At 48.8% G+C, this 25,449-nt stretch carries 22 protein-coding genes; 11 read left to right on the forward strand and 11 right to left on the reverse strand.

What is annotated here, in order from left to right; genetic code table 11:
* Nucleotides 1-5 precede the first annotated feature (5 nt).
* Nucleotides 6-179, reverse strand: a complete 174-nt coding sequence (locus FEK30_RS10580; RefSeq protein WP_255447856.1) for a hypothetical protein — start codon at nucleotides 177-179, stop codon at nucleotides 6-8.
* A 188-nt stretch (nucleotides 180-367) separates the two neighbouring features.
* On the opposite strand from FEK30_RS10580, the gene polA reads away from it, so the two are divergent.
* Both polA and bioF read left to right on the forward strand, forming a co-directional pair.
* Complete coding sequence (polA, locus tag FEK30_RS10585; RefSeq protein WP_138073163.1) at nucleotides 368-3,289, forward strand: DNA polymerase I; 2,922 nt, start codon at nucleotides 368-370, stop codon at nucleotides 3,287-3,289.
* A 2-nt stretch (nucleotides 3,290-3,291) separates the two neighbouring features.
* Nucleotides 3,292-4,470, forward strand: coding sequence for an 8-amino-7-oxononanoate synthase (bioF, locus tag FEK30_RS10590; protein ID WP_138073164.1), 1,179 nt, complete (start codon nucleotides 3,292-3,294; stop codon nucleotides 4,468-4,470).
* 5 nt (nucleotides 4,471-4,475) lie between these two features.
* On the opposite strand, the gene FEK30_RS10595 is transcribed toward bioF, so the two are convergent.
* Nucleotides 4,476-5,315, reverse strand: coding sequence for a hypothetical protein (locus tag FEK30_RS10595; RefSeq protein WP_138073165.1), 840 nt, complete (start codon nucleotides 5,313-5,315; stop codon nucleotides 4,476-4,478).
* Nucleotides 5,316-5,417: 102 nt separating this feature from the next.
* Complete coding sequence (locus FEK30_RS10600; RefSeq protein WP_138073166.1) at nucleotides 5,418-6,641, reverse strand: hypothetical protein; 1,224 nt, start codon at nucleotides 6,639-6,641, stop codon at nucleotides 5,418-5,420.
* A 52-nt stretch (nucleotides 6,642-6,693) separates the two neighbouring features.
* Between FEK30_RS10600 and FEK30_RS10605 the strand changes: the two genes are divergently transcribed.
* Both FEK30_RS10605 and FEK30_RS10610 read left to right on the forward strand, forming a co-directional pair.
* On the forward strand, nucleotides 6,694-7,134 hold the full coding sequence (locus tag FEK30_RS10605; RefSeq protein ID WP_138073167.1) for an acyl-CoA thioesterase: 441 nt from the start codon (nucleotides 6,694-6,696) through the stop codon (nucleotides 7,132-7,134).
* Nucleotides 7,135-7,257: 123 nt separating this feature from the next.
* The gene (locus FEK30_RS10610; protein ID WP_012306905.1) at nucleotides 7,258-7,596 is read left to right on the forward strand and encodes a P-II family nitrogen regulator; all 339 of its coding nucleotides are present in this window, start codon (nucleotides 7,258-7,260) and stop codon (nucleotides 7,594-7,596) included.
* A gap of 84 nt (nucleotides 7,597-7,680) precedes the next feature.
* Here FEK30_RS10610 and FEK30_RS10615 read toward each other — a convergent pair whose 3' ends face one another.
* The 3 genes from FEK30_RS10615 to FEK30_RS10625 all read right to left on the reverse strand — a co-directional run bounded on the left by FEK30_RS10615 (nucleotide 7,681) and on the right by FEK30_RS10625 (nucleotide 12,142).
* Nucleotides 7,681-8,145, reverse strand: coding sequence for a plastocyanin/azurin family copper-binding protein (locus FEK30_RS10615; protein ID WP_138073168.1), 465 nt, complete (start codon nucleotides 8,143-8,145; stop codon nucleotides 7,681-7,683).
* Nucleotides 8,146-8,193: 48 nt separating this feature from the next.
* On the reverse strand, nucleotides 8,194-11,682 hold the full coding sequence (gene mfd / locus FEK30_RS10620; protein ID WP_138073169.1) for a transcription-repair coupling factor: 3,489 nt from the start codon (nucleotides 11,680-11,682) through the stop codon (nucleotides 8,194-8,196).
* 130 nt (nucleotides 11,683-11,812) lie between these two features.
* Complete coding sequence (locus FEK30_RS10625) at nucleotides 11,813-12,142, reverse strand: STAS domain-containing protein (protein ID WP_062433658.1); 330 nt, start codon at nucleotides 12,140-12,142, stop codon at nucleotides 11,813-11,815.
* 349 nt (nucleotides 12,143-12,491) lie between these two features.
* On the opposite strand from FEK30_RS10625, the gene FEK30_RS10630 reads away from it, so the two are divergent.
* Complete coding sequence (locus FEK30_RS10630) at nucleotides 12,492-13,583, forward strand: saccharopine dehydrogenase family protein (protein ID WP_138073170.1); 1,092 nt, start codon at nucleotides 12,492-12,494, stop codon at nucleotides 13,581-13,583.
* Between the two features lie 43 nt (nucleotides 13,584-13,626).
* Here FEK30_RS10630 and FEK30_RS10635 read toward each other — a convergent pair whose 3' ends face one another.
* The 3 genes from FEK30_RS10635 to FEK30_RS10645 all read right to left on the reverse strand — a co-directional run bounded on the left by FEK30_RS10635 (nucleotide 13,627) and on the right by FEK30_RS10645 (nucleotide 16,201).
* Nucleotides 13,627-14,352, reverse strand: a complete 726-nt coding sequence (locus FEK30_RS10635) for an alpha/beta fold hydrolase (protein WP_138073171.1) — start codon at nucleotides 14,350-14,352, stop codon at nucleotides 13,627-13,629.
* Nucleotides 14,353-14,492: 140 nt separating this feature from the next.
* Entirely contained in the window at nucleotides 14,493-15,005 is a 513-nt protein-coding gene (gene fldA / locus FEK30_RS10640) for a flavodoxin FldA (protein ID WP_030006508.1), read from the reverse strand.
* Between the two features lie 167 nt (nucleotides 15,006-15,172).
* Complete coding sequence (locus tag FEK30_RS10645; RefSeq protein WP_138073172.1) at nucleotides 15,173-16,201, reverse strand: chlorophyll a/b binding light-harvesting protein; 1,029 nt, start codon at nucleotides 16,199-16,201, stop codon at nucleotides 15,173-15,175.
* Between the two features lie 401 nt (nucleotides 16,202-16,602).
* Here FEK30_RS10645 and xth point away from each other — a divergent pair, with 401 nt between their 5' ends.
* Together xth and folP are read left to right on the forward strand one after the other, a co-directional pair.
* Nucleotides 16,603-17,385 carry an exodeoxyribonuclease III gene (gene xth, locus FEK30_RS10650; protein WP_138073173.1) on the forward strand — a complete coding sequence of 261 codons (783 nt, stop codon included), beginning with the start codon at nucleotides 16,603-16,605 and terminating at the stop codon, nucleotides 17,383-17,385.
* 4 nt (nucleotides 17,386-17,389) lie between these two features.
* Nucleotides 17,390-18,247, forward strand: coding sequence for a dihydropteroate synthase (folP, locus tag FEK30_RS10655; protein ID WP_138073174.1), 858 nt, complete (start codon nucleotides 17,390-17,392; stop codon nucleotides 18,245-18,247).
* On the opposite strand, the gene FEK30_RS10660 is transcribed toward folP, so the two are convergent.
* Nucleotides 18,225-19,661 (reverse strand): dihydrolipoyl dehydrogenase family protein, encoded by a 1,437-nt coding sequence (locus FEK30_RS10660; RefSeq protein WP_138073175.1) that lies wholly within the window; start codon nucleotides 19,659-19,661, stop codon nucleotides 18,225-18,227. The two genes, folP and FEK30_RS10660, sit on opposite strands and share 23 nt — an antisense overlap.
* Before the next feature lie 215 nt (nucleotides 19,662-19,876).
* On the opposite strand from FEK30_RS10660, the gene FEK30_RS10665 reads away from it, so the two are divergent.
* The gene (locus tag FEK30_RS10665; protein ID WP_065716323.1) at nucleotides 19,877-20,641 is read left to right on the forward strand and encodes a dienelactone hydrolase family protein; all 765 of its coding nucleotides are present in this window, start codon (nucleotides 19,877-19,879) and stop codon (nucleotides 20,639-20,641) included.
* A gap of 222 nt (nucleotides 20,642-20,863) precedes the next feature.
* Complete coding sequence (locus FEK30_RS10670) at nucleotides 20,864-21,451, forward strand: hypothetical protein (protein ID WP_138073176.1); 588 nt, start codon at nucleotides 20,864-20,866, stop codon at nucleotides 21,449-21,451.
* A 14-nt stretch (nucleotides 21,452-21,465) separates the two neighbouring features.
* Here FEK30_RS10670 and FEK30_RS10675 read toward each other — a convergent pair whose 3' ends face one another.
* Nucleotides 21,466-22,395, reverse strand: a complete 930-nt coding sequence (locus tag FEK30_RS10675) for an FTR1 family iron permease (RefSeq protein ID WP_099237529.1) — start codon at nucleotides 22,393-22,395, stop codon at nucleotides 21,466-21,468.
* A gap of 170 nt (nucleotides 22,396-22,565) precedes the next feature.
* Here FEK30_RS10675 and FEK30_RS10680 point away from each other — a divergent pair.
* Both FEK30_RS10680 and FEK30_RS10685 read left to right on the forward strand, forming a co-directional pair.
* Nucleotides 22,566-23,359, forward strand: a protein-coding gene (locus FEK30_RS10680; protein ID WP_138073045.1) for an IS5 family transposase whose coding sequence is annotated in 2 segments (ribosomal slippage) — nucleotides 22,566-22,899 and nucleotides 22,899-23,359 — 795 coding nt in all. Because the reading frame shifts where the segments join, the coding sequence is not laid out codon by codon here.
* Nucleotides 23,360-23,757: 398 nt separating this feature from the next.
* Nucleotides 23,758-25,386, forward strand: a complete 1,629-nt coding sequence (locus FEK30_RS10685) for an NB-ARC domain-containing protein (RefSeq protein ID WP_138073177.1) — start codon at nucleotides 23,758-23,760, stop codon at nucleotides 25,384-25,386.
* Nucleotides 25,387-25,449 lie beyond the last annotated feature (63 nt).

Here is a 25,449-nt window from a genome sequence, read left to right on the forward strand (position 1 = left end):
CGAACTCACGTTAGAATGACACTTTCCAGCTTGATTTTTTCGCAGATTAAATCAATAATTTTCGGCACATAGGGGGCACGATATTGGTCATAGGCCTGGGTTGCCTCTGCATACCAATGTTGACGGGCTTCGATGGGTTGAGCATAAATTTTTTGAAAAAAGGCGTCAAAATTTTTCATATTTTAAAAGCTTAAAAGAACAGTATTTTCGGTTATTTAATATTAGTTATTTTCTTGATGATTAAAATTAAGGAAGTAAAAAACCAACCTCCTTTTTAGAATAAAACAAATCCCTGGGGTGATGAAATGGCGGGATTATGGGAAGATCATCATAGTCGATTGCTCCTTGAATTGTTCCGTAAGTATTAATGACAACGCCGCTGCTGCTCCTAATTGATGGTCACTCCCTCGCCTTTCGCTGCTACTACGCCTTTGCCAAGTCTAGACAAGGGGCGCTGCGGACTTCAACGGGAATTCCGACGAGTATTTGCTTTGGCTTTCTCAATGCCCTTGTGCAGGTGATCGAACGCCAAAAACCCGATGCGGTGGCGATCGCCTTTGACCGACCTGAACCCACCTTTCGCCACACCGCCGACGAGAACTACAAGGCCCAACGTAAGCCTGCCCCAGACGATTTCCGGCCCGATTTTGAAAATCTCCTCGACCTGCTCGATAGCTTAAATGTGTCCCGGGTGACTGCCGTGGGTTACGAAGCCGATGATGTGCTTGCGACCCTCGCCCGACAAGCCAGTGAAGCGGGCCAACAGGTAAAAATTTTGACCGGCGATCGCGATCTTTTTCAGTTGGTAGACCCTGACAAAAAAATCAGCATTCTTTACCTCGATACCAAGGGCGTCAAAAGCGGTAGCTATGAAGAATTCACCCCAGAGCTTGTCGAAGCAAAATTAGGTGTGAAACCAGAGCAAGTCGTAGACTTCAAAGCCCTTGCGGGTGATTCCTCCGATAATTACAAAGGTGTCCAGGGCATTGGTGAGAAAACTGCCATTAAGCTCATCCATGAATTTGGCAGTTTAGATAATATTTATGCCAACCTCGATAATATTAAAGGCGCCACTAAAAAACGCCTAGAAGCCGACAAAGACGCCGCCTATCATTGTCAAAAATTAGCAAAAATTGCCCAGGATGCGCCCCTTGATATTCTCTTAAATGAGCTTCATTTAACTGGCTTTAATCTAGAGCAAGCAATCGGGATTTTAACGAAATTAGAACTCAAAAAATTTATTCAAGATATTGGTAGAATCCAGCAAATTTTTGGCGCAGAAACGATTGAAATTCCCACCCTAGAATCTGTCCAGTCCAATAATACAATCGTTGACGAAGCAGGTAACGCACAATTATCTATTTTTGCCCCCTCAGATCCCGACCAAAATCAAGCCCAGACGCCCCCAACTGCGACTATCTCGCCGATCCAGCCCCTGATTATTGACACGACAGAAAAGCTCACCCAGTTGGTTGATCAACTCAAAACCCAAACCGATGTCAATCACCCCGTGGCCTGGGATACAGAAACTACTGGTTTAGATCCCCGAGAAGTCGATCTCGTGGGCATTGGGTGCTGTTGGGGGAGAGACCCAGGCAATATTGCCTATATTCCCATCGCTCACCATAACGGAAAGCAACTAGAAAAAACGCAAATTTTTCAGGTCCTAAAACCGATTTTGGAAACAAAAAAATATCCGAAAGTTTTTCAAAATGCGAAGTTTGACCGCGCCATTTTTGCCCACCAGGGAATCACCCTAGCTGGGGTAGTGTTCGATACGATGTTAGCAAGTTATGTTTTACATCCAGAGATGAAACATAATTTGACGGATCTAAGCCTACGTTATCTGGGGAATATCATTGCTAAAAGCTATAAAGATTTAGGGTTAACCAAAAAACAAACCATTGCAGATTTAGAGATTTCCGTTGCAGCAGAATACTGTGGCTTAGATGTTTATACAACTTATTTAGTCTGCCAAAAATTAAAAGTCGAGCTTAAAGATTACCCCGATTTAGAAAAACTTCTAGAAGAAGTTGAAACGCCCCTAGAACCAGTACTCTGTGCCATGGAGAATACAGGTATTCGCATTGATCAAGACTATCTTCAGCAATTAGCCGAAGAATTGGGGGCTGATTTAACAGACCTAGAAACCAAAGCTTACAACGCAGCAGATGAACGATTTAATCTCAATTCTACCAAGCAATTAGGAGAAATCCTTTTTGAAAAGTTGGGTTTAAACACAAAGAAAACACGAAAAACTAAAACAGGCTATTCAACAAACCATGCTGTCCTCGAAAAATTACAAGGGGATCACCCAATCATTGATTACATTCTTGAATATCGTACCCTTGCAAAATTAAAATCCACCTATATTGATGCTTTGCCGACCCTCGTTAGCCCAAAAACCAATAGAATTCATACAGATTTCAATCAAACTTTAACCAGTACAGGGCGACTTTCTTCATCGAACCCCAATTTGCAAAATATTCCGGTACGCACTGAATTTTCCCAACGGATTCGGCGGGCATTTATCCCTAAGGAAAACTGGGTACTTATCGCGGCAGATTATTCACAAATTGAACTCAGAATCCTGACCCACTTAAGTCAAGAACCCATTTTATTACAGGCCTACCAAGCCGGAGAAGATGTCCACCGGGTCACGGCACAGATGATCTTTGATCGGGACTCGCCCCAGGCCGTCACTGCCGCAGAACGACGGATTGGTAAGATTATCAATTTTGGGGTGATCTACGGAATGGGTGCCCAGCGGTTTGCCCGGGAAGCGGGCGTTTCTAAGGAAGAAGGACGGGCTTTTATTGACCGCTACCATGAACGTTATGCTAAGGTTTTTGAGTATTTAGAACTGGTTAAAAAGCAGGCGATCGCCCAGGGTTATGTGAGTACAATTTTGCAGCGACGGCGCAACTTTGACTTTATCAGTAACTGTTTAATTGAACTAAAAGGCAGCGACCCCAAAGCGATTGATTTAGATAGCCTCGATTATGCCTACAACGATGCCCAATTATTACGGGCGGCGGCTAATGCACCAATCCAGGGTTCCAGTGCTGATATTATCAAAGTGGCGATGATCCAAATTCACGAATTATTAAAGAATTATCAGGCTCGTTTGTTACTTCAAGTTCACGATGAATTAGTTTTTGAAATGCCCCCAGAAGAATGGGAAGAATTAGGCCCTAAAATCAAAACCACAATGGAGCAAGCGGTACTTTTATCTATTCCTTTAGTGGTTGATATTCACTGTGGTAAAAATTGGCTCGATGCGAAGTAACAATGGCGAATTCTGATCCTATTTATGGCTGGCTAGAGACCGTTTTGGCCACCATCAAAAAAGCAAATTGGTATCGACAACCGAAAACAATCACTAGTCAATCGGGGGCGACGGTCACCTTAAATGGTCAATCGGTGGTTAATTTTGCCAGCAATGACTATCTGGGTTTAGCGGGCGATCGCCGCTTAATTGATGCTGCCATAGCGGCCACCGAGACGCTGGGGACGGGGAGTACAGGCTCTCGGCTCACCAGTGGCCACCGACAACTTCACCGGGATTTGGAGCAGGCGATCGCCAATCTCAAACAAACCGAAGATGCCCTGGTATTTAGCTCCGGTTACCTAGCCAACCTCGGCACCATTAGCGCCATTACCAACAAAAAAGACCTGATTTTAGGGGATCAATACAACCATTCAAGTTTAAAAAATGGGGCAAAATTAAGCGGTGCGACGGTGTTGGAATATGACCACAATGATTTAGACGCATTACGTCAGCTTTTAGAAACCCATCGACAAAACTACCGTCGTTGCCTGATCACCACCGATAGCGTTTTTAGTATGGATGGCGATCTCTGTTTACTGCCCGAATTGTTGGCGATCGCCAAGGAATTTTCCGCCATGCTACTTGTGGATGAGGCCCACGGGACTGGGGTTTTGGGCCAAAAAGGTGCCGGAGTCGTAGAACATTTTCACTGTACCCAGCAACCGCTTATCCAAGTGGGCACCCTCAGCAAAGCCCTGGGCAGTCTCGGCGGCTATGTGGCGGGCAGCAAAGCCTTAATTGATTTTCTCCGTAACCGCGCCCCGACTTGGATTTACACCACCGGACTCTCCCCAGCGGATACGGCGGCCGCCCTCGCCGCGATTCATATTTTGCAGGAGGAGCCCCAACGACGCCAGCAACTCTGGGAAAACATTCATCAGTTAAAAAGCGCCCTTGGGAACCATGAATTAGTACCTTCTGAATCGGCGGTGCTTTGTTTTGGTCTCGCTAATCCCCAGCAAGCACTAGCCATGGGCGATCGCCTTTTAGCCGCAGGTTTCTTTGCCCCTGCCATTCGCCCGCCAACAGTTCCCACCAGCCGTATTCGCGTGTCGGTGATGGCGACCCACAGCCCCCAACAGATCCAAGGATTTATCGAAATATTCCAGCGGTGCTTTGCGGAATTTTCTGGGTCATGAAATCCTTAATTTTCCTCAATTTGGAGCGCTTCTTTTTCTGCCTCTAGGATCTCCGGCGGCACCTGAAAGCGGGGTCTGCCATTTTCATCAATGCGAACAATTACCCCCATCGCCTCTAGCTCGGCGATCGCCCGTCTCTGGGTTTCCACATCCCGCGCCTGCCCCAAAATCGACGACCAAGCCGTTACCCGCGCCATAATACTGCGGGGATCCCGTTCCAAAAAGGCAACACTGGCTTCAGAGCGTTGTTGGGCATTTTGACTTTCGGGGTCATCATAGTAGGCCGCCCAGGCCGCCGCCGTTTTGTAGGATTGAATGGCGGCGGGGATATCACCGAGGAAAAGATGCTCGTCAATGGCTTTCATGCGCCAGAGATAAAAACTTTGATCCGGGACAGTGGGGGTCATCTCGGCCAGGCCACGATTTAACAACTCGACGGTGCGGTCTGGGGTACCAGCGTAGAGGGAACTGCTCCCCGATAGATAGTAATAGCCTTCCTTAAACCAAGGATCGAGATCGACGATGACCTCAAAATAATCCGCACTGAGGCGATAATCACCTAATTTTCGCGCCTCATCATCCCCAAAGTATTGTAAAAATCGCAGAAAAATCCAATCAGAAATTAAATTGTCGTAACCGTAGGTGGGCAGTTGTTGCCACAGGTCTAAACTGGCCGCTTCCGTTTGTGCCTGACGCTCGACAATTTCTGGGGTTAAGTCGGTGGCTTGCTTCAAATTATTGAGACGGAACTGTTGCAGGGTAATAATTGCGGCTCCAGAAGCCAATGCTAACGCGCCTAGCCCTAGACTTTTTAGTCCTTTACCCACAAGTGCGATCGCCACCATAATCCGAGAGTGCTAAGGTTTTTGAAAACACTCCAATTTTAGCTTGCTGGGCTACCGATCCTGATGACATTTACTTGTCGCAGCGCTATTGACTGGTTTTGTTTATTTCCTAAGCTGATTTAGTTTTTTAAAGAGTTGACTGGCCGTATGTTCAACCCAAGCCAAAAGGTGATCCACCGCCTTTAAAAGCCGCTCCAAAAAATGTTGCTCGTAACCAACGCTGAGGGCCTCCGCTTCTATCCACTCCGGTTTCGCCTCGATCTCCGTCGCATTGGGGGGGGCATCCGGCTGGGTGAGGCTCTGGGTCTGGGATTCAACTGTGGCGATCGCCCCCGATTCAGGGCGAGAAATTGGTTGGTCTAAAGTTGTGATCAATGGCGGCAGTGGACTCAGTTGAGCCTGAGGCGAATTAAGATTAGCTTGATCAATGGCCGCGGCAGACTTTGTTTTGGCTTGGAAGAGGTCGGCCCAGGTTAGCCAGGGCTTGGGGGTGACAACGGGGTCAGGGGTCGTAATGGCACTGGTGGCGGGTTGAATCTTAAACCAGTTGCGAAAAAAACGTTGCAGGGGTGGTAAGGCTTCGGCGGGAACCGTGGGCGCCAGAACCCGCTGTTCTAACTGGGCTAGCCGTTGATCCAGGGGCTTAAGCACTGGGGCGAGGGGTAAAGGGGGTAAAAGCTGGGGCGAATAAATTTCGGGGGGAACCACCGCCGTGTGCCAATGGGATTCACCGAAGAGATCAATGGCGATCGCCACCGGACTTTGCTCAAGCCAACTTAAACCCTGCATCAACCAACGTACCGGAGCTAGCAGCCGGGGATTGTGGTGGTGCACGGGCGGGAGAATCCGAGGATTTGGGGTTTGGCTCGCGAGATCCTGCTGTCTTTTTTGATAGTTAACGCTGCCGAGGTGAAAACTGATTTGTCGCTGTAGCTCCGTTTGGGATTGCTGGGGTTCAACGGTGTGATTGTCTTGATCGACAAATAAAATGTCCTGGGTTTTGAGGTCGCAGGCAATGCCTTGGAGGGGGGGCTGAGTTGTACCGTCACCTCCAGAAATGCTGATGGGAAAATCCGATGTTTGGGTCGCTGCCTCCGCGAGGGCAAGGCGTTTGCGTTCTGTTTGGGCGGCGGCAATTTGACGCACCGCAACGCGGCTGGTTTGCACCAGTAGATACAGCGGATACAGAGCGATTTGGCTACCCCACTCCACCGTAATTTTGAGGCGGCGGGCGGCCTGGGTCAGTCGGCTTCCCCACTGGATCGATTGACGATTGAGAAAGTTAAAGAGTTTACTTTGGTAGGGGCCTGGAGCAGACATCGTCATTTTTGCGGCACAACGCTTTTATTGTCCCATAGAGATTTCGGAATCGAAGTTTATGGCTTACGCTTATCGACGAACCATCCATTTGGCGGATACCGATGCCGCCGGGGTGGTCTATTTTGCCCAGCTTCTCCATATTTGCCACGAGGCTTATGAAATATGTCTCACAGAAAACGGTATGGATTGGTCTGGGTTACTCCGGGAGGGAACCGTTGCCCTGCCCATTGTCCATAGTGCCATCGATTTTTTTCGGCCAATTACCTGGGGCGATCGCCTAGACATTCAGCTTTACCCAGAACTTGAAAATTCTCGCCAATTTAAGATTTCTTACCGGATTTTTAAGGAAAATCAAGACTCCCCCCCAGAATCGCCCCTGGCCACAGCCCTTACCCGCCACGTGGCGATCAATCCCATAACTCGTCAGCGTTGTAGCCTACCTCCGGTAGTCGAAACATGGTTAAGGAATGCACCGAAAATCGAGGACAGCAAAATTTAGCCTGTACAATTGTCTTGAATCTAACGATATCTTTTTACCTGTGATGCTAAAACAAGGTAGCTCACGCACTTAATTCATTATTTTTCATTATTTTCAGACTATTTAAGAGGAGTCATCACTTCAATGAAAAAAGTAGAAGCCATTATTCGCCCCTTCAAACTCGATGAAGTCAAAATCGCCCTCGTCAATGCAGGCATCGTCGGCATGACCGTTTCTGAAGTTCGCGGTTTCGGTCGCCAAAAAGGACAAACAGAAAGATATCGCGGTTCTGAGTACACCGTTGAATTCCTCCAAAAGCTCAAGATTGAGATCGTCATCGATGATGATCAAGTAGATGCAGTCGTTGACAAAATTGTTGCGGCGGCCCGGACTGGGGAAATCGGCGACGGGAAAATCTTTATTTCTCCTGTGGATCAAATTGTGCGGATCCGGACTGGCGAAAAAGACCTCGAAGCTGTCTAAAATCGCCCCTGGTGCTCAGTTAAGTTTTTTTAAAATTGTCCACAACTATCCCCCACAGCTCCCTCTTGATTTGAGGGAGTTTTTTTACGAATCAGCAATGACTTGAATGGTGCCAACCATCCCTGCTGCGGCATGGCCAGGGACAGAACAATGCAGTTCAAATTTGCCTGTCTTTTGGGGAATCAGGATCCATTCGGCGATCGCCCCTGGTTTGAGTTCGAGTTCGTGAATCGCTCCTTTTACTTCCACCTTGCCCGCTTCGACTTTTTGAGTCCAACTGGTATCGGCAAAATCCTTGGCCGTGAAATAGTGTTTCTGATTACTAGGGTTATCGAGGAGTAATTTGTAGCGTTGGCCGGCGACAAATTCTAACTGATCAGGGACAAATCGTAGGGCACCACTGGCTGTCCCTAGATGGATCTGCATTTCCTGGAGGGGCTGTTGGGCGGGGACTGGTAAGGCGATCGCCGCTGGGGTCAGACAAAACCAGATTAATCCGAGTAAAACCAGCGCTCTACAGCCATGGATGAAGCATTTATGAAATACCATTGATTTTCTCCATTTCGCTTGAAAATTTAGCTTTCTTCGATGGTTCTGTTATACCCTGGCTTCCTCTAACACCCCCTGCATTCTGCCGAGCCACTCGATAAGATTATCCAACTGTTGCTGAGGTTTCATCGCCCCTAAACCCCGCACCGTCACTTTTTTAGAGGTGTACACAAAGCGGGACTGGAGATGGGACGGTAACTTTTCGGCGAAGCGCTGCCAGGCGGGTTCCTCCATGGGCGTTTCTAGGACGATATTTTGTTTGCCTTCGGGTTTGATGCGCGCGAAACCAAGGGATTTGGCAATCATTTTTAGCTCAATGACCTGGAGCAGTTGTTCGACCGAGGGGGGTAATTTACCGTAGCGATCGCCCCAATCAGCAGCAATTTGCATCAGTTCCGGTTTGGAGTTGGCCTGGGTAATCAGACGATAGGCATCAAGTTTTTGGTCGGCATCGGTGATGTAGTTGCTCGGAATAAAAGCCGTGAGCCGTAGATCCACCTGACAGTCATCCACCTGGGGAATTTCCTGGCCGCGAATTTCACTGATGCAATCCTGGAGCATCTCCATGTACAGATCAAAGCCAATGGCCTCCATTTGCCCGGACTGCTCTGCCCCAAGGAGATTTCCCACGCCGCGAATTTCCATATCCCGCATCGCCAATTGATAACCAGAACCCAGTTGGCTAAATTCCTGCAAGGCGCGCAATCGTTTCCGGGCTTTTTCGGTCAGTTCCCCTTTGCTCGGATAAAGGAGCCACGCGTGGGCCTGGATCCCGGAGCGTCCCACCCGACCCCGCAGTTGATAGAGCTGGGAGAGGCCAAATTTTTGGGCATCTTCGACGATAATCGTGTTCACCCTGGGAATATCCAAGCCAGACTCCACAATGGTCGTACAGAGAAGAATATCCGCCTCGCCATTATTAAAGGTCAACATTGTCGTTTCGAGGTCGGCTTCGTTCATCTGACCGTGGGCGATCGCCACCCGCGCCGAGGGAATCATTTCTTGTAATTGGGTGGCAATGGTCTCAATCCCTTCAACGCGAGGCACCACATAGAAAATTTGTCCGCCCCGATCTAATTCATTGCGAATGGCAGTGCGAATAATTTCAGGGTTATGGCGGGACACATGGGTTTGGATCGGGCGACGGGAGGGCGGTGGCGTCGTGATCAAGCTCATTTCCCGAATGCCCGACAGGGACATATACAGGGTGCGCGGAATCGGGGTGGCGGACAACGTCAAAACATCGACCTTCGTTTTGAGGGCCTTAATTTTTTCCTTTTGATTCACCCCAAAGCGTTGTTCTTCATCGACCACAAGCAATCCCAAATCCTTAAATTGCACATCTTTGCCGAGGAGTTGTTGGGTGCCGACCACAATGTCTAATTCGCCCTTGTGGAGCCGTTCCAAAATGTCCTTGCGTTCGGAGGCGGTACGGAAGCGGTTTAAAAGGCCAATATTGATCGGGTAGGGAGAAAAGCGTTCTTTTAAAGTGTGGTAATGCTGTTGGGTCAAAATTGTGGTCGGTGCTAAGAGAGCCACCTGTTTATGGCCGCCAGTCACCACTTTAAAAATGGCCCGGATCGCCACCTCTGTTTTCCCAAATCCCACATCGCCACAGACGAGCCGATCCATTGGGCGATCGCTTTCGAGATCCCGCTTAATATCCTGGACGGCCTTCAGTTGGTCTGGGGTTGCTTGGTACGGGAAAGAATCCTCCATTTCCTGTTGCCAGGGGGCATCGCTTGGGTAGGTTGTTCCCTTCATTTCTGCCCGTTGGGCATAGATTTTCAACAGGTCAACGGCCAGCTTTTTAACAGACTTTCTGACCTTTGCCTTGGTTTTTTCCCAGGTTTTACCGCCCATGCGGTGGAGTTCCGGGCGTCCCTTGGCGGTGTGGCGATAGCGGGACAGGGTATCTAAAGAATCTGCGGGAATTCTCAAAATTCCATCGGCATATTTGAGAACTAAATATTCTCGACTTTGCAGGGTTTCAATTTTAATAAAGCGACCAATACCGTGGCTTTTATGGACAATATAATCACCGGGATTGAGCTTATTAACGTCAACGGTTTTTGAGGCGGCCCGGCGACGTTTTCTGATGTAACCAAAGGTGGTGAGGGCGTGTTGGCCATAGAATTCTCGGTCGGTAACAACGGCAATTCTAAAGGTGGGTAGAATAAAACCTTCGAGTTCTGCTTGGCCTTTGTACTTGAGGGCGATCGCCGTGCCTTGGCGTTGGTGCTTTTCGATGGCGGGATAATCTCTAGGGTTGGGGATGAACTGGGCGGCGCAGTCATGTTCCTGGAGTAGGGACACAGAGCGTGAGGGTTGGGCCGAGACCAGCCAAGCATTGTATTTATCGAGGGTAATGGTGCTGTAGATTTCCCGTTTACCCCGCAAAATTTCTGCTAATTTACCAAACTGGTGCGGTGTAATGGGCACCGGGCGACTGGACAAGTTAACACTGGTTTCACTGACATCATCAAGTTCTGCCAAAGTGATTTTTTGATACCGTTGGCTGACTTGGTCGAAATTTTCTTGCACCCTGCGGTGAATTTTCGGCAAGGGAAAGTCGCCATTGAGTAACTGCCACTGGGCCTCGCTGGTTTCGTAGGTGCGATCGCCATGGGCCAGACATTGGGAGAGTTCATCGATGGCCACCAAGGTATTTTCGGGTAAATATTCCAGAATCGAGGCCACCTGATCCGCAAAGGCGATCCCTAAAAAGCGTTGCATTCCCTCCGGGTAAATACGATCCGCCCATTGTTCTTTTTCCTCTGGGGTTAAAGGGAGATCCGCCGGATCAAGGATCTGTTGACCAATTAAAGGAGCCCAGGCCGTGGGGGTCAAAACCAGTTGGTCTACTTTATCGAGGGAACGCTGGCTGTTGGGGTCAAACTCCCGGATGCTTTCGAGCTGATCACCGAAAAAATCTAAGCGGATCGGTAACTCCCCCGACACCGGAAAAATATCAACAATATCCCCCCGACGAGTCCATTGGCCTTCGGTTTCGACGATGTTCACCCGCTCATAACCCAGGCGCGTTAACTGAGTGGCGATCGCCCCGGCGTGATCGAGTTCTTCTCCCGGCGTTAAGGTCAAACAATAATCTTGGAAAACCGTTTGGGGTGGCAGATGGGGCTGGAGAGCGCGCTCCGTTGTCACCACGACCATGCCCTTACCAACATTAGACGACTGACCCTGGGCGATCGCCCCTAGGGTTTGCATCTGCCCCCAGATCATTTCTGACTCTGGATCAAAGGCCTCGTAGGGGGACGCTTCCGAGGTGGGATAAAACAAGACCTGCCCCCAGCCCATGGCCTCTAATTGGGCCGCCCAACGTCCGGCTTCCTCTAGGGTGGCACAAACTACTAATAAATTTTTCTCCTGCAACTGCGCCAAACTTGAGGCCAGCAGCCCTTTGGGGAGTCTTGGCAGGCCACTTAATGCGAGTTCCCCTTGGGTCTGGAGCTTTTGGTTTAATTCTGCGGTGAGGGCAGCGCGGCTCAAAAAACGGACAACCGAGGAAAAAGTCATAGGTAATGGCGACGGTGACAGGAAGCGTTTAGGGGTTCATTCAATGTATTACAGTTCTTTACGGGGCCGCAAAATCAATAAAAAAATCAATAAAAGATTACGGCGATCACTTCGGCTTTTTGAGGCTTGTTTAGGATTGCGCTGCCTGCTGTTCAAAGAAGTCTGCTTGGGTCGCAAAAATTTCAAACACACGGTTCATATTGGTCAACTCAAACAGCATTTGTACCTGTTCATTGACGTTGCATAAAATCATTTTCGCCCCGTGGGAGCGCACCGTTTTTAATAATAGAACCAATGATCCGAGGCCGGCACTGTCCATAAATGTGATTCCAGCAAAATCAAGGACAACAACTTCTTTTTTTTCCTCGGTAATACTTTTGAGTAAATCATCTTTAAACTCAAGGGATTTAATATTATCAAAAATGCCCGTGGGGTGAAAGACTGCAATTTTGTTATCCATAATGAACGCAGAATCGTTAAAAAAGAATCAAAAACTAGGTAAAAATTTTAAATCAATATTGATGGTCAAGAAGGTGAGGCATTGTCCTCAAGCGCAGTGATCCAGGGGACTGTTTTAGCTTAGTCTACATTGTCGTCCTTTGAACCAGACCTATTCTTTTCAATCCATGGGCTTGGCAACAAATGGCGTTTCTACCTTAAATATTATCCGAGCCTAGGGGCAACCTGGCGGGGAAAATTGGATTTTTAGGCTCAGGCTTGCGGTGGTGTGGTGGGTCGTTGTCTACTGTCCCAGGGAGCGGCCTGATAAAATGCCCAGGGTGTGGCAGCCAGAGTACAGGATAGCGCCGATGGTAAAGAAAATTTTGATTTTGGGGGGCACAGGCCGCATCGGGCAACGGGTGGCAGCGGCGATCGCCCCTCTGGGTGCGGTGACGGTTACGGGACGTTCTGGGCAGACAGCAAAGGCGTTCCAGGGAACATTTCTACGCCTTGATTTAGAAAATTTAGCAGCTTTAGAAAAGGCGATCGCCAACCATGATCTGGTGATTCACTGTGCGGGGCCATTTCACCGCCGGGATGGGCGAGTCCTACAAACCTGCATCCGCCAAGGCAAAAATTACATTGACGTTAGTGATCACCGTTGCCTGTACCAAAGGCTCAGGCCCCTGACCCAAGCCGCTACGGAAGCCGGAATTATCGCGGTGTGCAATGCAGGAGTTTTTCCGGGGATTTCTAACAGTATGGTGCGCCTCGGTGTAGAGCAGCTCGACGAACCTCACCAAATTGAGCTTTATTATGGTGTCGCGGGTTCCGGGGGGGCCGGAGAAACGGTGCTGACCACGACTTTTTTGGGGTTGGGAGAACCTTTTCAGGTGTTCCAAGGGGGCACTTGGCAAGCCAAACAACCCTATTCCGAGCCGACGATTATCGATTTTCCGGCACCCATTGGCAAAACAACGGTGTATTGGTTTGATGTGGCAGAAACCTTTACCTTTGCTGAGTCTTTTCCGGTGAAAACGGTGGTCACAAAATTTGGTTCTCTGCCCAATTTTTATAATCAGCTAACGCGGGCCATGACCCTATTGCCTGAACCACTGCGTCAACATCCCCGCATCATTCAAGGTCTCAGCAAAATTGGCTACGGCATGACCAAGCTCACAGATCCCTTTACGGGGGTTGGGGTGGCGATGCGAGCGATTGTTAGCGGCATAAAAGATGCTACGCCCCAGCAGGTTACGGTGGATTTTGTCCATGAACACACGGCGATCGCTGCTGGCTTAGGGGTTGTTCTGGTGGCGGAGTTAGTTTTGAGTGAGCAAATTAACCAGCCCGGTCTCTATCCCGTCGAGCAGATTATTCCCAGTGATTTGTTTTTGGCCTGGGCACGCCAACATCGACTCCAACTTTCTTGGAACATTCAACCTTCTGAAAAGAATTAGGCGATCGCCAATTGAACATTCACTAGAAATCTGGTCACTATTTTTAAACTGTCGCTGTTAGGGCCGATTGCTTGAGTTGCAGGAAAGTCGAAATTTTATGGGCCACTTTTTCAGGATAAAAACAATGGAAAAAATACCGACCTTGGGGGCATTGCCACAGGGTATCCTCCGGCTTGAGCCAAGGCTGCCAATCTGTTTGAAGTTTCTGATCAATCACCACATCATCACTGCCCCCACAAACCAACAAAGGCATTGAGACCGAACGGGGTGGTAAAGATCGATTTCGACAAAGGGTGTGGAGAGGCAGGGCCGTTTTGAGGTCGCTTTCGAGCACATCCCGCAGTTGATAAACGGTGGCTGGCGGTTGAATCCCAAATAGGTTGTAAACGGTCTGCTTTAGGAGAATACTTCTCGGACAAGGTAACAGGCGCAACTGGGCATAATAATGGGCCTGCCAATCCACCGCCGGATAAGCCCCTACCGACAGCAAGGTCAGGGATTTCACCCGTTCTGGGTGGCGATCGCCGTAGAGCAAGGCCACTAATCCGCCAGTGCCATGGCCTAGTAAATGAACGGGGCGATCGCACTGCTTGAGGTAATCATGAAGCAAGACTAAAACATCATCAAGGGAACGGGCTTCGTCCATCGATTGCTGATATTCCCAATAGTGAACTGAGTGTTTTTTTGCTAATACCTTCAGGAGAGGTATATCAAAGGATTTAAAAGCGGGATTAACGTTTAACCACAGCACATCATTGGTTTGGTACATTTTTATTTTTAGAATAATTTTTTATTGTTGTTATTGATTAAAAAAATTTATTTGGAAAAATCCCTTTACCGAATTCCTTTTGATTCCACCAGAGGAAGAGTACAACAAGCTCCTCCCCTGAATGACATTAATCAAGCGTTCTACAGACCAAAGGCTGGTTTAAGTTGGGCAACCCAAGCTTGAATACGTTCTGCCGTCAATTCCGGTTGATTATCTTCATCGATCGCCAAACCGACAAATTTACCGTCCCGTTCCGCTTTGGATTCGCTGTGGTCATAACCAGCGGTGGGCCATTGGCCTACGGTTTTCCCGCCAAGGCTGGTAATTTTTTCTTCTAAAATGCCCATGGCATCCTGAAAATTGTCGGCATAGCCCACTTGATCCCCAGCCCCAAAATAGGCAATGGTTTTTCCTGAAAAGTCTACGTCATCGAGATCATCATAGAGGGCTTCCCAGTCTGACTGTAGTTCTCCCACATTCCAGGTTGGACAACCAATGATCAGCTGATCAAAATCCCGTAGTGCTTCGATATCAACCTCAGCCACATCAAAAAGTTCGACAATATCTGAACCACCAAAGGCCGCTTGGATCGCTTGGGCAAGTTCTTCTGTGTTGCCTGTTTGTGTGCCGAAAAATAAACCAATTTTTGACATGATTAAAACCGTGATTTTACTGTAGAGAGTCGTTTGAATTACAGAATCAATTGCCCCAGGGAGAGCTCCGTTATTAGAAAGAAAAAAGGTTCCAAATCACTGCATGGAACCCGATTGTCTATGAGAGGAAAACTTTTACTAAGTTGATGTGTAGCGGTTAAAAAAACCTAGGCATCCAGTGGATCGCTAAGGACTTTTTCGACTCGACGGAAATCAAAGCCCATGGCGCGGAGGGCGTGCCAGAGGTGCCCCTGGAGGAAGAAAAAGGCAAAGAAGAAATGGGCATTGGCTAACCAGGCACGGGAAGTGTGTTCGTTCATGGGGAGCTCGATGGTGTCGGCAAAGTAAGGCACAATGCTGAGTTTGACATCGAGAACAGGCCCATAAAATTCAACGGGATAGGCCGTGGTATTCACTGCGCAGAAGTAGGCGGCCACAAATCCCGCCAAGGCGATCGCCCCCAGGGAATAGGACAAAATCGCTTCCCCAGAGAACAGGAGCACCTTTTTTGCCCACTGGAGTGGCGGCATGAGAATGTGCCAAATTCCCCCAGCCAAAAGCAGTACACCCACATAAATATGGCCACCAACGATATCTTCGAGATTATCAACGGTGGCGAAGTGGGTTTGATACCCGTAGATCACCGCCGGATCGAGGGTCGGCTCTGTAACCAAGCGCACGGTTTGGGTCGCTGTGTCGTACAAACCGCCAAAGTACATCGCTTTCGCTACGAGCAAGAAAGCACCCAGTCCCAGCAACAGTAAGTGATGGCCCAAAATTAAACCCAATTGCTTCGGGTCTTCCCAATCAAAATGGAAACGACGGGCTGGGCCGGTGGCTGTTTTGAGATCTTGGGGGCCACGCAACACATGGAACAATCCCCCTGCCGCCAGTACCGCTGAAGAAATTAGGTGAATTGCACCAATGACAAAATAAGGCTCTGTATTGATCGCACCGTTTCCTTCGATGCCCAGGCCAAGGGTGGCTAAATGGGGCAAGAGGATTAAATTTTGCTCGCCCATGGGTAGGGTCGGGTCAAAGTAAGAAATTTCGAACAACGTGAAGGCCCCTGCCCAGAAAACAATTAAGGCAGCATGGGCTACGTGGGCACCAATAAACTGACCGGAAAGGTCAGCAAACCGGGCATTGCCTGCCCACCATTCGTATTTAACGTCTGGATTATCGTAGGTTTGCATCGTGATTTTAAAAAGAGTGGTCGTTAAAACTAATCAGGCTAATCACTTATCGCATATATTTAGCAATAAAGGATTGGCTTTATCCTACAATTATTCTCAGTAAAGTCAAGTTAACTTTTGTAAAAAGTTGCCCTGGCCAATCACCCCATGAGACCAAAAACCTTATCTTTGCAAAGAAAATAGGAGTTTTTACGAATTTCTCGCTCCACTTCTCGCCGCAACGATCACGTCTTTTTTGCTAATTAGTTTTGATATGAAGAAACCCAATAATTATTTCAGACAAGTTTTATCACTATTAATTATCAGTTGGCATTCATGCAATAAAAGGCGATCGCCTAGGTATCAGTCGGATTCCTGGCCGCAAACTACGCTAAATTAACTAAGTCCAATTCTCGAAGCCCATGGAAATCGCAACCTGGAACGTGAACTCGGTGCGTTCTCGCCAAACCCACATCTGCCAATGGTTAGAACAAACGGGGGTTGATCTCCTCTGTCTCCAAGAAACAAAGGTGGTAGATGAAGATTTTCCCCGGCAGCCCTTTGAAGCCCTGGGGTATCACACCTCGATCTCTGGCCAAAAATCCTACAATGGCGTTGCTCTCCTCAGTCGGGAACCGCTCCAGGATGTGATCATTGGTTTTACGCCTGTGGTCGGGGCGGCGATCGCCCAGGATTTTGACACGCAGAAACGGGTGATTTCTGGGGTGATTGGCGATGTACGGGTGGTGAATCTCTATGTGCCTAATGGCTCCGCTGTTGGGAGCGAAAAATATGACTACAAACTGTGCTGGTTCGAGGTTCTCAAGGCCTATTTAAAAGAATTATGCAAGGATAAACGAGAGATTTTAATGTGCGGTGATTTTAATATTGCCCTCGAAGACCGGGATATTTATATGCCCAAAAAACCCGATCACATTATGGCTTCCCCCGCAGAAAGAGAGACTTTAACGGCGATCCTGGACTTCGGTTTTCAGGATGTGTTCCGCAAATTTAACCAAGACGCAGATCAATTTAGCTGGTGGGATTATCGGACGCGGGGTTTTAGTCGAAATCGTGGCTGGCGCATTGACCACATTTATCTGACGGAAAAGCTTTACGGCCAGGCGAAACGCTGTTGGATCGACCGGGAGCCGCGCGGTTGGGAAAAACCCAGTGACCATACCCCTGTGATTGTGGAGCTTTAAACCGATGGAACCGCTTACCCTCCGGAATCAAACTTTTACCTGGGGCGATCGCACCTATGTGATGGGGATTCTCAATGTCACCCCCGATAGCTTTAGTGATGGGGGGCAGTTTAATTCCGTTGCTGCCGCCCTGGCCCAAGCGGACAAAATGGTCGCTGCTGGCATCGATATTCTCGATATTGGTGGTCAATCGACCCGACCCGGTGCGGCACAAATTTCCCTCGCGGAAGAGTTAGACCGGACAATTCCTGTGATTCGAGCGCTTCGAGAAAAATTTCAAACGGTGATTTCCATCGACACCACCCGTGCAACCGTGGCAAAAGAGGCGATCGCCGCTGGGGCCGATATTGTTAATGATATTTCTGGGGCGACCTTTGATGCGCAAATGCTGACGGTGGTGCGGGATTTAAACGTGCCGATTATTTTGATGCACATCCGGGGCACACCCGAAACCATGCAGAGCTTAACGGACTATCAAGATCTGATCGCCGATCTAAAAAATTTCTTCCAGGAACGCATCGCTGCCGCCTTAGCTTTGGGAATCCCGAAAAATCATCTGATCCTCGATCCGGGCATTGGTTTTGCGAAAACAGCCCTGCAAAATTACGATCTCATTCGCCAGCTCCAGGACTTTCGCGATCTGGGTTATCCGCTCCTGGTGGGGCCTTCCCGTAAAAGCTTTATTGGCCATATCCTCAACAAACCAGATCCCACGCAACGGGTGTGGGGGACAGCGGCGGCCTGTGCCGGGGCGATCGCCTTTGGAGCCGATATCCTCCGGGTGCATGATGGCCCAGAGATGATCGATGTGGCGAAAATTGCCGATGCGATTTGGCGGCCTACAAAGAGCGCAGAAACTTAAAGAATTCGGTCAAGAAATTTTGGAGTTTTTCGTTATCGGCGTATTTTTTCTTGGAGAGTAACAGCGCCGTTTTACTATTAATTTCGCTCAGGGTCGGGTAAACATGAATCCCCGTTAAGGCCGAAACCGGTAAGCGATAGGTCATCGCCAGAACAATTTCATGGATCAGCTCCCCTGCCATTGGCCCTACTAGATGTGCCCCCAGGATTTCGCCGTTATGACGCACAATCAACTTATTAAAGCCCACGGTAGAATCCTCCGCCTGGGCCCGATCCACTGACGCGAAAGGCACTTTCAAAATCAACACATCACCGTAGCGTTTTCGGGCTTGTTCCTCGGTCATGCCAACCCGTGCCACTTCCGGATCAGTAAAAGTTGCCCAGGGAATCACCCGATAATTGACGCTTTTGAGAAATAACTGCAGTGGATTCAGGGCATTTTGGAGCACCATAACGGCTTCGTAACCCGCCACATGGGTAAACTGATAGCCCCCAATCACATCGCCGCAAGCATAGATCCGACCATTGGTCGTTTGGAGTTTTTCGTTCACATGAATGCCTTGACTGTCGTAATCCACCCCAGCGGCTTCTAGGTTGAGGGATTTGACATTGGGGGTGCGGCCCGTGGCCAGGAGAATTTCATCGGCGATCGCCGCCACCTGGGAATCATCCTCGGTGTAGAGGTGTTTTTTGCCCTTGACCACTGCTACCCGTTTTAACCGGGCATTTTTCAGAATGATGATTCCTTCTTGGTTAAATTGTTGTTCCAGGACTGCGGCGGCATCGGGGTCTTCTTTGGGCAAAAGGCGATCGCGGCTTGCAAACAGAGTCACTTCCGTTCCCAAACGGTGGAAGGCTTGCCCCAACTCACAGCCAATCGGCCCCGACCCAATGACGGCTAAGGATTGTGGCTGCTCTGTGAGGGAAAACACCTGTTCATTGGTAATAAAGCCCGCTTCCTGGAGCCCTTCGACGGGGGGAACAGCAGGCCGTGATCCGGTGGCAATCACAAAGGCGCGGGCCGTTAGCTTGCGACCATTGACCAGAAAAGTTTTGCCGTCGAGAAACTGACCATCGCCAAAAATCACCTCGACCCCAAGCCCCTCAAATCGCTCTGGAGAATCATGGGGCTCAATGGTGGCGATCGCCTTTTGTACATGGCCCATTGCTTCTGAAAAATTAATTTCTGGCGCTTTCGTATGAACGCCGACCCGTCCTGCGTGGCGCACTTGGTGGGCAACTTTTGCCGCATGGAGAAAAGATTTACTGGGAACGCAACCATACCAGAGGCAATCTCCCCCAAGGCGATCCTTTTCGACCAGAGCCACCTTTGCCTTTAACTGGGCCGCTGCACTGGCCACCACGAGGCCTCCAGAACCACCGCCGATGATGACAATATCGTAATCCACAGCCACAGTTAAGTTTCTCCATTGGTGCAGTCAAGTGATTTTATTTTGCGCGAAAATTTCCCCTTTGTATCGCTAACGTTGGGATTTTCAGGAAATTTTTAACTCTTTTTCTGCTTAGCTTCAGTTTTGTCGCCCGCTTTCCCCAGGCCAAGGGGTGATTGTCTGAAACCACTACAATACGAGTTAATTAGTTGATTTACTCGATGGGAACTCCTTTGAAAATGTTACGAAAACTCTTGTTTGGCCTAACGCTCATGGTGGGTGCTGGCTTCAGTATGCCGGCCCAGGCGGATGTTGTTGCCTATCCTTTGGTTTATAACATCGATGACCAACCCTTTGAGGGGTATGTTGCCCGCAACGAAGGCTTTGGGGATGATCAGCCGATTGTTTTACTCGTGCACGACTGGGATGGCCTCAATCGCTACGAGAAAATGCGCGCGAATATGCTCTCGACCCAAGGTTATACGGTACTTGCCCTTGATCTGTATGGTCAGGGGGTACGACCCGAAAATGTCGCTGAATCCCAAGCAGAAAGTGGCAAACTCTATGGCGATCGCCAACTAATGCGCGAAAGATTACAAGCAGGCTTAAAAGTCGCCAAGCAACTCGAAGGGGTTGACCCAGAAAAAGTTGCCATCATGGGCTATTGCTTTGGGGGGTCAGCGGTACTAGAAATGGCCCGGTCAGGGGCAGATCTCGATGGTTTCATTTCCTTCCATGGCGGCTTAGCCCTACCAGAAGGCCAAGATTACAGTGAAACCACAGGTTCCGTTTTAGTGCTCCATGGCTCCGCTGATCCTGTCTCTCCCATCGCTGAGGTGGCCGCCCTCGCCACAGATTTAAACGAAGCAGGCGTGACCTACGACATGGAAATCTATGGGGGTGGCTTGCACTCTTTTACCAAGTGGGATTCTAGCGATTATGACCCCCAAGCGGATCTCAAATCCTGGGATGAATTGCTCGAATTTTTAAAAACAGTTTTTTAAACCAGATCAATTTTTCATTTCAGAAAAGTTACAGTTCATTATCGGCAAGTTTTGGAAAAATATCATTCCAGGCTTGCTTTTTTGATGTTTTTCGCCACGGTAAAACAGCAATTAGTACAAATTTTTACATCATTAATTTCACGCCCATTGGGAAACTTTTCCGTGGCTTAACCTGTCATGGACTTTTACACAAGGATTGAGTTAAGCAGGATATTTAGCACCATGAAACCCTTCACACGTCAATGGGTACTGCTGGGCCTTATTCCCCTCCTGACTTTGGGGTCACTACTGCCCACATTGCCCGCCGCCGCTGACCCCAGAAGAAACAACACCCCCGAAAATTCCTACGAATACTACAGATATCGTTGGGATTATGATGACGATGATGACTGGGATGATTATGACGATGACGACGATGATCGCTATCGATATCAATACCGTCGATACGACTGGCGAGATGAAATTTCTTCCTGGGATAGAATTTTTAATGACATTGATCGCAATTACAACAATCGTATTCCCCGCGAGCTTTTTTATTTCCTAAGACGCGACCAAAATCTGCGTCGGAGCCTGTTTCAAACCTTCGGTCTGCCTAGGGGAAATGACAGTTTGATCCGTGACATTATTCTCGGTGTTCTTTTCGATCGTAACTACTACAATAACTACCGTTATCAGCGCGGGTTTGACTACGGCATCGATGCTAGTTGCTTACCAGCCCGGTGGCGACAGGAATATTATCGCGGCAACCCAGTGCCTCCCTATTTGTTGCGGCAATGTGGTCGCGTGCGTTCGTATGATTACGATGATTAGCTAAAACGATTTACCTAGGGTTGTTTCACTGAGGGGACATCGGGTCTACGGAACAAACCGAGGCTATAAAGATAAAGTGTGCCCACGGAACTGAGAAAGAGCACATAGGCGATCGCCTGGGCCAGGTAAATTTTTTGGCGATAACCCAACAAAGATTTCAGCAAAATCCCCGGAAACTGTTTATCGGGTAAAGTTTCTGACAAATCCCAAAGCTGAATCCCTAGAACGCAGGCTGGGGCTGGAGAAATGCAGAGGGCTTGATATTGGGTTTGGATCTGGGCAAAAAGGGCGATCGCCGCATCGATGTGCTTTAAAACACCGACCACCAGCCCCGCAATAATCAGCAGCAGAAAGATTCCCATCACCTGAAAAAATAACTTGATATTCAGCCGTACCCCCAGGGCAAAGAGGAGAAACCCCAGCACCGTTGCCGCAGTTAAGCCAGCCATCGCCCCAAGACTCGGCGGCAGCCATCCCCCTTGGAATTGAGCCACAATAAAAATTACCGTTTCAAATCCCTCCCGGAGTACCGCAATAAAAATCAGGGAAAAGACAGCCCAAGCTGCCGTTTCTCTGTCCTGGAGTGCCGCTTGCAATGCCCCTTCGACATCGGACTTTAAAGATTTGGCCTGGCGGGTCATCCAAATGAGCATCCAACTCAACATGGCGATCGCCACAACCCCAAAACTCCCTTCGAGGATTTGTTTAAACACTGGCGCATAGGCTCCATCTGCCGTCGCCACCTGTAACAGCAGCCCCCACAGACCCCAGCCCACCAGGACACTCGCCCCCAACCCGGCACCAATGCCACCATAGACCCACTTTTGCAGGGACATCTGCTGCGCTTTCGCCAGACAAGCCAAGACAATGCCCACCACCAGGGCCGCTTCAAAGCCCTCCCGCAACGTAATCACAAAGGCGGGTAATGCTGCACTAATTTCCATAACTGATCCCATCAATTTCGGTGACGTTTTTCGCTTGCGCAATGCTTTTTTGATCCTAAAGGATTTTCCCTAAGAGGGTGTTTATAAAGTAAAGATAAAGAGAACAGGATTTTTGCCCGTGAAGTCGTTAAGGTCAAGCATAAGCGTAACGACACAGGAGAATAGCACCAATGTCTCAAGCTTCTTACCCCAGTGACCTGACCGATGCAGAATGGGCTTTACTAGAACCCTTGATTCCTGCTCCAAAGTCCGGCGGTCATCCACGTACTACTGATATGCGACAGGTCTGCAATGGGATTTTCTATCTCCTCAAAACCGGTTGTCAATGGGCCTATCTGCCCAAGGACTTTCCTCCCTCCTCCACGGTGTACTACTACTATCGCAAATGGCAGAGGCAGGGAGTTTGGGAAAACATCAACCATGCTTTGCGGACTCGCTGCCGTCAAGCAGTGGGGAAAACCCCAGAACCTAGCGTCCTGATTGCCGATAGCCAATCGGTCAAGACGACAGAAAAAAGGGCGATGTCTATGGCTTCGATGGCGGGAAACAGGTCAAAGGAAGACGGAGAAACTTGCTAGTCGACAGTTTAGGGTTACTTTACAAAGTGATGGTCTCCGAGGGAAATAGCTCAGAACGAACCTTTGCCCTTGCTGCAGTGATGGAGCTAAGGGAGCAGCAACAGCAGATGTTGAAGCGATTGCGGTTGATGTGGGTAGATGCTGGATATCGAGGAGGACGCTTTGCCTTAAGTCTCTGGTTAATGGTGCAAGCCAAGGTGGAAGTGATTAGCAGAAACAGTAAAGAATTCATGGTACTCCCGAAGCGTTGGATTGTTGAACGTACATTTGGTTGGTTGAATTATTATCGTCGCCTTAGTAAAGACTATGAGCAATTATCAGAAGTGTCGGAGGCAGGGATTTATGCTTCCATGAGTCGTCTGATGTTGCGTCGGCTAGTTTCCTAAAGATTTACTTTATAAATGGTCTCTAAGACCTAGGCGATCGCCAAAAGTCCCTTACTCTCACCATCGCTGCGATGAATATTTTGCATCCAAATTTTGCATAAAAGTGACGGCCAATCACGATTAATGCTTAACGGCTCTGACAAGGCATTTTTTATCTTGACCGAATGGTCAAAAATAAAGCAACTCAAAAATGCTCACAATGCATTTTCTGCAACATTTTGCTCTCTATTGGCAACTGCAGAAAGTCATTTTATTCACAAAGTCATATTATTCACAACTTTTGGTCAAGGACACCAGGAAGGAAAGGAATACAGATAAACTCTTAGATAGTTGCCTTAGTGTGTGGCAGAGCATTGTCCATTGCAGCCGTCACCTAACATTTCATCGAATAACGCCACATGACCAACCTTACGCTTCTTCAGCTTTGTATTTGGCTTAGTCACAAACACGGGGACCCCCTGGATGGACTGCGTCAAGAGCTATTATTACGGGCGTTAGAAGGGTACAAATTAAAAGATATTCAGATCGATGGCTATTCCCACAGCTATGTAAAACGGGTTATTGCTCCGGATCTTTGGAAACGCCTCGGACGTTATTGTAACCAACGGGTGGGGATTCGTTCACTCCAGTTGGCTTTGACCACTAAATATGAGCAGCTCTCGGAACAAGAAAAGGCAGCGGTCGATAAAATCGTGCCCAACGGTATGGCCGCAACGACGGAGTCCCAAGTGCCAGCCCCAACACCACCCCAGTACCAAGGGATTCCGAGAAACAAGAATCATTTTTATAACCAAGAGTCAACCCTGCGCACCCTAGGGCAACGGCTCCAACAAAGGGATATTTCATTAATCTTCGTGCTAGGGGGTGGCGGCCTGGGAAAGACCACCCTTGTCAGCGAAGTGCTCCGGCACCACCCACCACTCCAGGAAAACACGCTCTGGTGTAACCTCAGCGATCGCCTCATGTTTGATCACAATTGGGCTTTGATTCAGCAGGAATGGGCTTTAGCGGAACACCCTGACGGGGCGATCGCCCAACTCCAGGATCATTTGCAACAGCAGCCGAAGATCTTAGTTTTTGACCACTGGGAACTGCTCTTTGCCACCGCTTGTCTGTCGGGGAACTATCAACCGCAACACGTAATGTATGTGGAATTTTTAGAGGCGATCGCCCACCAGAGTCTAGCTGGCACCGTTGTCGTGATTTCCCGGGAACATTCCCCCGCCATCGAAGCCTTAGCCACGGACAACCCCAGGGTCACATTGATCACCGTCGAAGGCCTCAGTAATTTAGTCGCCCAGCAAATCCTCCAGGAATATAACCTCCAAGACCCAGAGCTTTGGGCTGATTTGGTCGAGACCTATCGCGGCAACCCCCTCAAGCTCCGGCTAATTGCCACGGGGATTCAAGAATGGTACGGCGGTTCTGTGGCGCAATTTCAAAACCAAGAAACAATTATCGGTGGCAATACCCTACGGGATATCCTCTACAATCTCACCTGCCGCATTAGCAACTCCGAACAGGAAGTGCTCTACTGGCTGATGTTGTGGGGCAAATCCATTACCCTCGAACAACTACAGGCTAACTTTCATGTAGAAATGCCCTTTGCCAGTGAAGTTTGGGATGCGGTGCGCTCCCTTGACCGACGTTTCCTCCTGGAGAAAAAAGAAAATCATCGTCCCTACTTTGGCCTGCAACCGTCTATCCAGCGTTACCTCGCCCAGGAATTTACCCGGGAATGTTGCCAAGAAATTATCCAGGCGATCGCCAACTTACCCCAAACCCACTTTAATCACCTCAAACATTTCCCCCTCATGCCCCAGGGAGCCGATCCAAATATCCTGACTTCCCCCGTTATTTGCCCGATCCTGAAGGGACTGCAAAATCGTTATCGGGATTTTTCACAAATCCAAGCAAATTTGCGGCGACTTGCCCAAAACACGCCCCCTGCAAACTCCCTCCAGCACGACTATCGCCAAACCAATCTCACCCTTCTATATGAAACCTTAACGACCTATTTTCTCTAGCCCATCCGGAGATATTTAAAGGAAAAACTTTTCTGGGAATCTTCTGAGGCGATCGCCCTTCTC

This window comes from Picosynechococcus sp. PCC 11901 (assembly GCF_005577135.1).
GTDB lineage: Bacteria > Cyanobacteriota > Cyanobacteriia > Cyanobacteriales > MRBY01 > MRBY01.

Coding starts and splice junctions, on each gene's coding strand:
- FEK30_RS10580 (WP_255447856.1), bottom strand. CDS start 179: ATGAAAAATTTTGACGCCTTTTTTCAAAAAATTTATGCTCAACCCATC.
- polA (WP_138073163.1), top strand. CDS start 368: ATGACAACGCCGCTGCTGCTCCTAATTGATGGTCACTCCCTCGCCTTT.
- bioF (WP_138073164.1), top strand. CDS start 3,292: ATGGCGAATTCTGATCCTATTTATGGCTGGCTAGAGACCGTTTTGGCC.
- FEK30_RS10595 (WP_138073165.1), bottom strand. CDS start 5,315: ATGGTGGCGATCGCACTTGTGGGTAAAGGACTAAAAAGTCTAGGGCTA.
- FEK30_RS10600 (WP_138073166.1), bottom strand. CDS start 6,641: ATGACGATGTCTGCTCCAGGCCCCTACCAAAGTAAACTCTTTAACTTT.
- FEK30_RS10605 (WP_138073167.1), top strand. CDS start 6,694: ATGGCTTACGCTTATCGACGAACCATCCATTTGGCGGATACCGATGCC.
- FEK30_RS10610 (WP_012306905.1), top strand. CDS start 7,258: ATGAAAAAAGTAGAAGCCATTATTCGCCCCTTCAAACTCGATGAAGTC.
- FEK30_RS10615 (WP_138073168.1), bottom strand. CDS start 8,145: ATGGTATTTCATAAATGCTTCATCCATGGCTGTAGAGCGCTGGTTTTA.
- mfd (WP_138073169.1), bottom strand. CDS start 11,682: ATGACTTTTTCCTCGGTTGTCCGTTTTTTGAGCCGCGCTGCCCTCACC.
- FEK30_RS10625 (WP_062433658.1), bottom strand. CDS start 12,142: ATGGATAACAAAATTGCAGTCTTTCACCCCACGGGCATTTTTGATAAT.
- FEK30_RS10630 (WP_138073170.1), top strand. CDS start 12,492: ATGGTAAAGAAAATTTTGATTTTGGGGGGCACAGGCCGCATCGGGCAA.
- FEK30_RS10635 (WP_138073171.1), bottom strand. CDS start 14,352: ATGTACCAAACCAATGATGTGCTGTGGTTAAACGTTAATCCCGCTTTT.
- fldA (WP_030006508.1), bottom strand. CDS start 15,005: ATGTCAAAAATTGGTTTATTTTTCGGCACACAAACAGGCAACACAGAA.
- FEK30_RS10645 (WP_138073172.1), bottom strand. CDS start 16,201: ATGCAAACCTACGATAATCCAGACGTTAAATACGAATGGTGGGCAGGC.
- xth (WP_138073173.1), top strand. CDS start 16,603: ATGGAAATCGCAACCTGGAACGTGAACTCGGTGCGTTCTCGCCAAACC.
- folP (WP_138073174.1), top strand. CDS start 17,390: ATGGAACCGCTTACCCTCCGGAATCAAACTTTTACCTGGGGCGATCGC.
- FEK30_RS10665 (WP_065716323.1), top strand. CDS start 19,877: ATGTTACGAAAACTCTTGTTTGGCCTAACGCTCATGGTGGGTGCTGGC.
- FEK30_RS10670 (WP_138073176.1), top strand. CDS start 20,864: ATGAAACCCTTCACACGTCAATGGGTACTGCTGGGCCTTATTCCCCTC.
- FEK30_RS10675 (WP_099237529.1), bottom strand. CDS start 22,395: ATGGAAATTAGTGCAGCATTACCCGCCTTTGTGATTACGTTGCGGGAG.
- FEK30_RS10685 (WP_138073177.1), top strand. CDS start 23,758: ATGACCAACCTTACGCTTCTTCAGCTTTGTATTTGGCTTAGTCACAAA.